This window comes from Inquilinus sp., assembly GCF_057815775.1.
Window position 1 is genome coordinate 1 of sequence record NZ_JBYRFX010000383.1, and the last position, 7,676, is coordinate 7,676.

Sequence of the window (7,676 nt, forward strand, 5' to 3'; positions counted from 1 at the left end):
GCGTTCGGGTAGGCGGAGGAGCCGGGCCCTTCCTTTGCTATTCTGTTCGCGATTAGGGACGTGTTCAGAAATCCCAACCTCGTCATCGCGAGCGCAGCGACGCGATCCAGGCCCGGCGGGGCAGACCGAGCACGCGGTTCGATCTCTGGATCGCCACGCCCTCCGAGCTCGCGATGACGGCGTGGGATGGCGTATTCAGGACAAGCCTGCATCACAGAGGATATCGGCATGACCGCATCTATCAGCGATCGTCCCGTCGAAGAGCGCGAGGCAAAGCAACGGACGCTGCAGGAGATGCTTGATCGCTCGATCGCCGAAGGCGGCGAGGTCAGCGAGGCCGATCTGAATGCGGCCCTGGCGGCGAAGGCAGCCGAATTGGCCAAGGCTGGATATGATGACAGCGCAGGTTGAGGATGGAGGCGAATACCTCAACTCTTAGTGTCATTGCCCGGCTCGACCGGGCAATCCAGGGGCCACCAAGCACCGCTCTGGCCGCTCCTGGATGCCACGGTCAAGCCGTGGCATGACAAAGAGGGGCGACGGAGAGGTCACGCAAACTGCGGAATCCGGACGTTCGGCGAGGGTCGGTAGCCGGCCGGTCGCTCGGGCCAGTCCGAGAGCCGGTCGAGCAACACATCCAGCCCGGCCACGGCGACGGCCGCGGCGATCGCGCCGCCCGGGCAGGCGTGGCGGCCATGGCCGAAGCTGACCATCCGGCGGTCCGCCCGATCGGGGTCGAAGCGGTCCGGATCGGGATTCAGCGCCGGATCGCGGTTGGCAGCGGCCAGCACGAGCAGGATGGCGTCGCCCGGCTGCAGCGCCTGGCCGGCGATCTCGGTGGCCTCGGCCACGAAGCGGCGGGTGTTCTGCGCCGGCGGGTCGAAGCGCAGCACCTCCTGCACCACGCCCGGCAGCAGGCTGCGCTCGGCCGCGGACCGGCGGCGCAGCTCCGGCCGGGTGCCCAAGGCCAGGATGGCGTTGCCCAGCAGCCCGGCACCGGCATCGTGGCTCTGGAACAGGAATCCGACCGCATTGGCGGCGACAACAGCCGGATCGATGCCGCCGGTCTGCGCCGCCTCGTCCTGCAGGCGCCGCGCCAGCCCGCTGGCATCAGGGCGGTCGAGCAGGGGCTGGATCGCCGCCAGCAGCTCCGCGGCCGCGGCATTCGCGCCGGCGATCGCCTCGGCCGTCGCGCCGGGGGCCAGGCCGGCGACGAAGCTGCGCATCAGGCGGGTGATCTCCGGCAGCCGGGCCGGGTCGAAGCCCAGCAGGCTGCCGACCGTGTGGATCGCCAGGGCGAACAGCAGGGCGTCGATCTCGGCCGGCGTGGGGACGCCACCGCCGACCAGCGCCGCCGCCTGGCGCCGGGCCTGCATCGCCACCGTTTCCGGTGTCGCCGAAGCCAGTGTGGCCGCGACCGCGCGCTTCGCCCGGGCCTGGGCGTCGCCATCGGTCATCCGAACCAACCGCCCGAAGATGGCGCCCGCCGTCGTGCCCTGCAGCGGCTGCGGCACCGGCTCGGCCACGGGGCGGACGCGGCAGGCGGCGCTTTCGAACGCCGCCGTGACCGTCCCGGCATCCGCCGCGATCCACAGGCCGAGCGTGTCGTCTCGGTGGAACGGGCGCTGCCGCAGTTCGTCGTACCAGGGGTACGGGTCGGGATGGGTGACGGCGGCGACGGCATCGCGGGGCGGCTGCATGGCGGACCTCGGCGGCTGGTGAGGCAACGATCCTACCAGCGCGGCCCCGCCGGACGGTTCGATCCCGGTCGAAGCATGGCGGCCGGAGCCGGGATGGACTTCACCGCCTGCTCCGATATCGTCTGCGGTCAAAGAGGCGAGGGGGACAGCAGATGCGTCGTGCGTGGCAGGCCGGGATGATCGCGCTCGCCCGGTCGCCGGGAACCAGGCGCTGGATGCAGCAGGGCCGGGCCGCCTCCGGCCTCGCCGGCCGCTACGTCGCCGGCCTGGACGCCGAGGCCGGGGTGGCCCGGGCAGCATCGCTGCTCGGCCAAGGCATCCACAGCTCGCTGTACTATCTCGGCGAATATGTCGACAGCCCGGCCCTGGTGGCGGAGAACGTGGCGCAGAAGCTCGGCGTCGCCGACCAGCTCGGCCGGGCGGGGCTGGAGATCCATGTCTCGGTCGACCCGACCCAGACCGGCCACAGCCTGGACCCGGCGCTGGGGCGCAGCAATGCCTTGGCCATCGCCCGGGCGATCGCCGACGCGCCGGGTCCGGGGCCCCGGCTCATGATGATAGACATGGAGGATCGCAGCTTCGTCGACGCCACCATCGCGCTGCATGACGAGCTGCGCGGCCTGGGCCTGCCGGTCGGCATCACCCTGCAGGCCTATCTGCGCCGGACTGAGGCGGATCTGCAGGCCCGCATCCGCCAGGGCGCCACGGTGCGGCTGGTCAAGGGCGCCTTCACCGCGGGGCGCGACGTGGCGTTCGGCCCGCAGGCGGAGATCAAGCAGAACCATCGCCGCCTGATCGGGCTGATGCTGTCGCCACAGGCGCGCGACGCCGGCTTCCGGCCGGTGATCGCCACACATGACGATGCGCTGCAGGATCACGCCATCGCGCAGGCCGAGGCGAACGGGTGGCGCAAGGACGAGTACGAGTTCGAGATGCTGCTGGGCGTCCGCGGCGCGCTGGCCGAACGGCGGGCGCGGGAAGGGCACCGGATGCGGCTGTACCTGCCCTTCGGCCGCGACTGGTGGCCCTATGCCATCCGCCGGATCGGCGAGAACCCCCGCAATGGCTGGCTGCTGGCGCGCTCCCTGCTGGGCGGCTGACCTTATTCGGCCCCGCCCAGCGCCCGGGTCGCCGTCGCCCGGCCCGCCGGTTCGCGAATCCAGATCAGCGACACCAGGGCGCCCAGCACGGCCAGGCCGCCGGCCAGGATGAAGGCGCTGGTGTAGACGCCGCCGGTGGCCTGGACGATGAAGCCGGTGACAGACGGCCCGATGATGCCGGCCAGGTTGGCCAGCAGGTGGATGAAGCCGCCGACACCGCCGACATTCTCGCTGCGCACCGCGTCCTGGATCACCGCCCAGTAGATCGACCCGGTCAGGTACAGGCCGAAGATCGACACCGACATCAGCGCCACCGCGCTGACGACGTCGGTCACGCCGCCGGCCAGGGCGACGCCGATGGCGGCGAGGCCGAGGCCGGCGATCAGCACGATCTTGCGCGACAGCAGGGCCCGGCCGGTGAGGCGGAAGATGCGGTCGGAGACGAAACCGCCCAGCGCCAGGCCGAGGAAGCCCAGCACCCAGGGAATGACCGTGGCCAGGCTCATATCCTTGATGCTGAGCTTGTGCACCTCGGTCAGGTAGCTCGGGAACCAGGTCAGGAAGAAGAACAGCACGTAGTTATAGGTGAAGTAGGCGAAGGCGGTGGCCAGCACGATCGGCTGGCGCAGGTAGTAGCCCAGGCCCTGGGCCGGCAGCTGGTCCGCCGCGTCGCCGTCGCGCTGGCCGTCCTCGATCAGGTCGCGCTCGGCGTCGCTGATCCATGGATGCTGGGCCGGGCGGTCGGCCGACATCCGTATCCAGAAGACGAGCCAGACGAAGCCGAGGAGCATGATGATGACGAAGGCCAGGCGCCAGCCGAAGGCCAGCGCGAGGTAGCCGACGATCGGTCCGGCCACGGCGCCGCCCAGCGGCGTGCCGGAATTGACCACGCCGATCGCCGTCGCCGCCTCGCGGCGAGGGAACCAGTTGCTCACCGTCTTGCTCATGGTCGAGCTGAGCGGCCCTTCGCCGACGCCGAACAGCACCCGCAGCACGATCATCGAGGCGAAGCCGGTGGCGGCCGCGGTCAGGCCGCAGAACAGCGACCACATCCCCATGGCGCCGGTGAACACCGCCTTCGGTCCGATCCGGTCCGACAGCCAGCCGCCGATGAAGTTGAACACGGCATAGCCGGCGAAGAAGCTGCTGAAGATGATGCCCATCTGCGCGTGATCCAGGCCGAGATCCTGCTGGATCAGCGGGGCCGCGATCGAGAGGGCCGACCGGTCGAGATAGTTGATCATGCCGGCGATGAAGAGCAGCCCGACAATCATCCAGCGAATGCTTTTGAACACTAGTCTCTCCGGTCTACGGATTAGAGGCGGCTGGCTTCGTAGGCTGGGTTCGCGGCAGCGAACCCAACATTCCGCATTACAAATCGAGCAAATGGACCTTCATCGACTGGTTGCGGTCGAGGGCGACCTGGAAGGCCTGGTCGGCGTCGCGCACCGGGAAGCGGTGGGTCATCAGCGGCGCCAAGTCGATCCGGCGGCCGGCGATCATCTCCACCGCCAGGGCGTATTCCTCGGCGAAGCGGAACGAGCCGCGATACTCCAGTTCCTTCGCCATCACGAGATTGGCCGAGACCGGCGACTGGCCGGCGGGCAGGTTGCCGAGCTGGACCACCCGGCCGCGGGCGCGGGCAGCGCGCAGCGCGGTGTCCAGGCCGGCGGGGGCGCCCGAGGCCTCGATCGTCACGCCGAAGCGGCCGCGGTTGCGGCTCCACGCCGCGATCCGCTCCTCATCCTTGGCGTCGACCGCCTCGTCGGCGCCGAGGCCCAGCGCCGTCTCGCGCGCCTTGTCGGCCAGGTCGACCACGGTGATGCGACGGCCCCCGGCCTGGCGCGCCACCAGCAGCACCAGGGCGCCGATCGGGCCGCAGCCGACGATCAGCACCTCTTCGCCCAAAAGGGCCCCGGCGCGGCGGATGGCGTGCAGCGACACGGCTAGCGGCTCCGCCATCGAGGCTTCGGCGAAGCTGACATGCGCCGGCACCGGCACGCATTGCCGCGCCGGCACGGCGAGGTACTCGCGGAAGGCGCCTTGCATGTGCGGGAAGATCGAGGCGCTGCCGAGAAACCGCATGTTCAGGCAGTGGTTCTCCAGCCCGGCCATGCAGTATTCGCAGTGGCCGCAGGACCGGCTGGGATTGACCGCGACCGGCTGGCCGACCGACAGGCCCTCGACATCGGGCGCCACCTCCGCCACCTCGCCGGCCATCTCATGGCCCAGGATCAGCGGCTCGCGCAGATGGAAGTCGCCGGTCTTACCCTTGGAGTAGTAGGCGAGGTCGGAGCCGCAGATGCCGCCGGCCCGGAAGCGGACCAGGACCTCTCCCGGGGCCAGGGTCGGCGGCGCGCGGTCTTCGATCCGCAGGTCCTTGGCTTGATGCAGCACGGCGGCGAACATGGCGGTCTCCGGGGTCAGGAATGGGCGGGGGTGGCCGAAGGGTCGCCGATCGCGTCACGGATGCCGGGCAGGCGCGGCGCCGTCTCCGGCAGCTTCCAGGTGCAGGCCAGGGTGATGACGCAGCCCAGCGCGATATAGGCGCACAGATACCACGGCGTGCCGTCGCCGACCTCCAGCAGCCAGCCGGCGGCGAGTGTCCCCGCCGACCCGATCAGGGCGCCGATCTGCTGGACGAAGGACACGCCGCTGGCGCGGATCCGGGTCGGGAACATCTCGGCATAGAAGGCGGCCTGCGGCGCGTACATCGCGCTGTGTCCGATCGCCAGCGCGGCGATCAGGCCGAGCCAGATCAGCCCGTCCATCCGGGCATAGACCAGCCCGAAGGCCGGGAAAGTCGCCAGCAGCACGCAGACCGCGCCGAACAGATAGACCGGCCGGCGGCCGACGCGGTCGGACAGCGCGCCGAACAGGGGCAGGGTGACCAGCTCGAGCAGGATGGCGATCAGCGCCGCCGTGGTCATGGTCGGCCGGTCGACGCCGCGGCTGGTGGCGTAGGCGGCGATCAGCACGGCGAAGCTGGTGAAGGCGATGCTTTCGGCCAGCTTGCTGCCGCAGCCTAGCACCAGCGACCGCCGATGGCTGCGGACCAGCTCGGCCAGCGGATTGGTGTCCTCGGCCCGGCGCTGCCGCATCTGCTGGAACAGCGGCGATTCCGTCAGCTGCAGCCGGATGTAGAGGCCGATGCCGACCAGGAGGATGCTCAGCAGGAACGGGATGCGCCAGCCCCAGCTCAGGAACGCTTCCTCCGACAGGGTCGAGGTCAGCAGCGTGAAGATGCCGAGCGGCAGGACGAAGCCGGCCGGCGCGCCGATCTGGACCCAGGAGCCGAAGAAGCCCCGGCGCCGCGCCGGTGCGTGCTCGCACATGATCAGGATGGCGTTGCCCTGTTCGCCGCCGATGCCGAAGCCATGCAGCAGTCGGATGAACAGCAGCAGGATCGGGGCGGCGATGCCGATGGTCCCGTAGGTCGGCATCAGCCCGATGACGAAGGTGGCGATGCCGACGATCAGCAGGGTGATGACCAGCGCCTGCTTGCGGCCGTAGCGGTCGCCGATATAGCCGAACAGCAGGCCGCCGACCGGCCGGGCGAAGAAGCCGGCGGCATAGGTGCCGAGCGCGACCAGCGACCCGACCAGCGGGTCGACGCTGGGGAAGAACAGCTTGTTGAACACGAGCGCCGAGGCCGTGGCGTAGATGAAGAAATCGTACCACTCGACCGTGGTGCCGATGCAGGACGCGATCGCGATCCGCCGCATCATTGCCGCCGAGGTCTTGTCCGCCTGTTTTGCCGTCATTTTTTGCTACCCTCCCTGTGGCCGTCATGCGGCCTTGATCGCGATTTCGGGCCGCTACCAGTTGGTCAGCGTGCCGTCTTCCAGCCGGGCGACAGGCAGGTAGGCCGGGTCGTAGGGGAAGCGGGCGGCGGCGGCCTCGTCGATGTCGACGCCGTGGCCGGGCGCCTCGCCGGGGTGCATCATGCCGTCGGCGAAGCTCCAGGCATGCGGGAACACCTCCAGCGCCTGCTCGGGATAGCCCATGTATTCCTGCACCCCGAAATTCGGCACCCACAGGTCGAAATGCAGGGCGGCGCCCATGCAGACCGGCGACAGGTCGGACGGGCCGTGGCAGCCGGTGCGCACCTGGTACAGCGCGGCCAGGTCGGCGATGCGGCGCATGTGGGTGATGCCGCCGGCATGGGTCAGCGTCGCCCTGATATAGTCGATCAGCTGCTCTTCGATCAGCTGCTTGCAGTCCCAGATGCTGTTGAACACCTCGCCCACCGCGATCGGGGTGGTGGTGTGCTGGCGGATCAGCCGGAAGCCTTCCTGGTTCTCTGCCGGGGTCGGGTCCTCCAGCCAGAACAGGGCATAGGGCTCGACCGACTTGCCCAGCCGCGCCGCCTCGATCGGCGTCAGCCGGTGGTGGACGTCGTGCAGCAGATGGGTGTCGAAGCCGAACTTTTCGCGCACCGCCTCGAACAGCTTGGGCTCGTAGTTCAGGTACTTCTCGGTCGACCAGGATTGTTCTTCCGGCCAGCCCTTGGTCGCCGGCTCATAGGAATCGCCGCCCTTGCTGACGCCGTAGACCGACGCCATGCCGGGTACGCCGCACTGGACGCGGATCGCCTTGAAGCCCTTCTCCTGATAGGCGGCGTAACGGTCGAGCGTCTCAGGGATGTCGCGGCCGGTGGCGTGGCTGTAGACCATCACGCCGTCGCGGGAGGCGCCGCCCAGCAGCTGGTACAGCGGCAGCCCGGCGACCTTGGCCTTGATGTCCCACAGTGCCATGTCGACGGCGGCGATCGCGCTCATCGTCACCGGGCCGCGGCGCCAATAGGCGCCCTTATACAGGTACTGCCAGGTGTCCTCGATCCGGTGCGGATCGCGGCCGACCAGCAGCGGGCAGA

General features: G+C 69.7%; 7 protein-coding genes. 2 read left to right on the top strand and 5 right to left on the bottom strand.

Annotated elements, in window-relative coordinates; all coding sequences use genetic code 11:
• Window positions 1–228 precede the first annotated feature (228 nt).
• Window positions 229–411, top strand: coding sequence for a hypothetical protein (locus AC3XYG_RS13730; protein ID WP_489140399.1), 183 nt, complete (start codon window positions 229–231; stop codon window positions 409–411).
• A gap of 137 nt (window positions 412–548) precedes the next feature.
• On the opposite strand, the gene AC3XYG_RS13735 is transcribed toward AC3XYG_RS13730, so the two are convergent.
• Window positions 549–1,700, bottom strand: a complete 1,152-nt coding sequence (locus tag AC3XYG_RS13735) for a cytochrome P450 (RefSeq protein ID WP_489140400.1) — start codon at window positions 1,698–1,700, stop codon at window positions 549–551.
• Between the two features lie 152 nt (window positions 1,701–1,852).
• Between AC3XYG_RS13735 and AC3XYG_RS13740 the strand changes: the two genes are divergently transcribed.
• The gene (locus AC3XYG_RS13740; RefSeq protein ID WP_489140401.1) at window positions 1,853–2,800 is read left to right on the top strand and encodes a proline dehydrogenase family protein; all 948 of its coding nucleotides are present in this window, start codon (window positions 1,853–1,855) and stop codon (window positions 2,798–2,800) included.
• Window positions 2,801–2,802: 2 nt separating this feature from the next.
• On the opposite strand, the gene AC3XYG_RS13745 is transcribed toward AC3XYG_RS13740, so the two are convergent.
• From AC3XYG_RS13745 to manD, 4 genes are all read right to left on the bottom strand, one after another.
• Window positions 2,803–4,095, bottom strand: a complete 1,293-nt coding sequence (locus tag AC3XYG_RS13745) for an MFS transporter (RefSeq protein WP_489140402.1) — start codon at window positions 4,093–4,095, stop codon at window positions 2,803–2,805.
• A gap of 76 nt (window positions 4,096–4,171) precedes the next feature.
• Window positions 4,172–5,209: an L-idonate 5-dehydrogenase gene (locus AC3XYG_RS13750; protein WP_489140403.1), complete on the bottom strand. Its 1,038-nt coding sequence runs from the start codon at window positions 5,207–5,209 to the stop codon at window positions 4,172–4,174.
• A 14-nt stretch (window positions 5,210–5,223) separates the two neighbouring features.
• Window positions 5,224–6,564, bottom strand: coding sequence for an MFS transporter (locus tag AC3XYG_RS13755; protein WP_489140404.1), 1,341 nt, complete (start codon window positions 6,562–6,564; stop codon window positions 5,224–5,226).
• 54 nt (window positions 6,565–6,618) lie between these two features.
• On the bottom strand, window positions 6,619–7,676 hold a 1,058-nt coding region (manD, locus tag AC3XYG_RS13760; protein WP_489140405.1), incomplete at its 5' end, for a D-mannonate dehydratase ManD.

Coding starts and splice junctions, on each gene's coding strand:
- AC3XYG_RS13730 (WP_489140399.1), top strand. CDS start 229: ATGACCGCATCTATCAGCGATCGTCCCGTCGAAGAGCGCGAGGCAAAG.
- AC3XYG_RS13735 (WP_489140400.1), bottom strand. CDS start 1,700: ATGCAGCCGCCCCGCGATGCCGTCGCCGCCGTCACCCATCCCGACCCG.
- AC3XYG_RS13740 (WP_489140401.1), top strand. CDS start 1,853: ATGCGTCGTGCGTGGCAGGCCGGGATGATCGCGCTCGCCCGGTCGCCG.
- AC3XYG_RS13750 (WP_489140403.1), bottom strand. CDS start 5,209: ATGTTCGCCGCCGTGCTGCATCAAGCCAAGGACCTGCGGATCGAAGAC.
- AC3XYG_RS13755 (WP_489140404.1), bottom strand. CDS start 6,564: ATGACGGCAAAACAGGCGGACAAGACCTCGGCGGCAATGATGCGGCGG.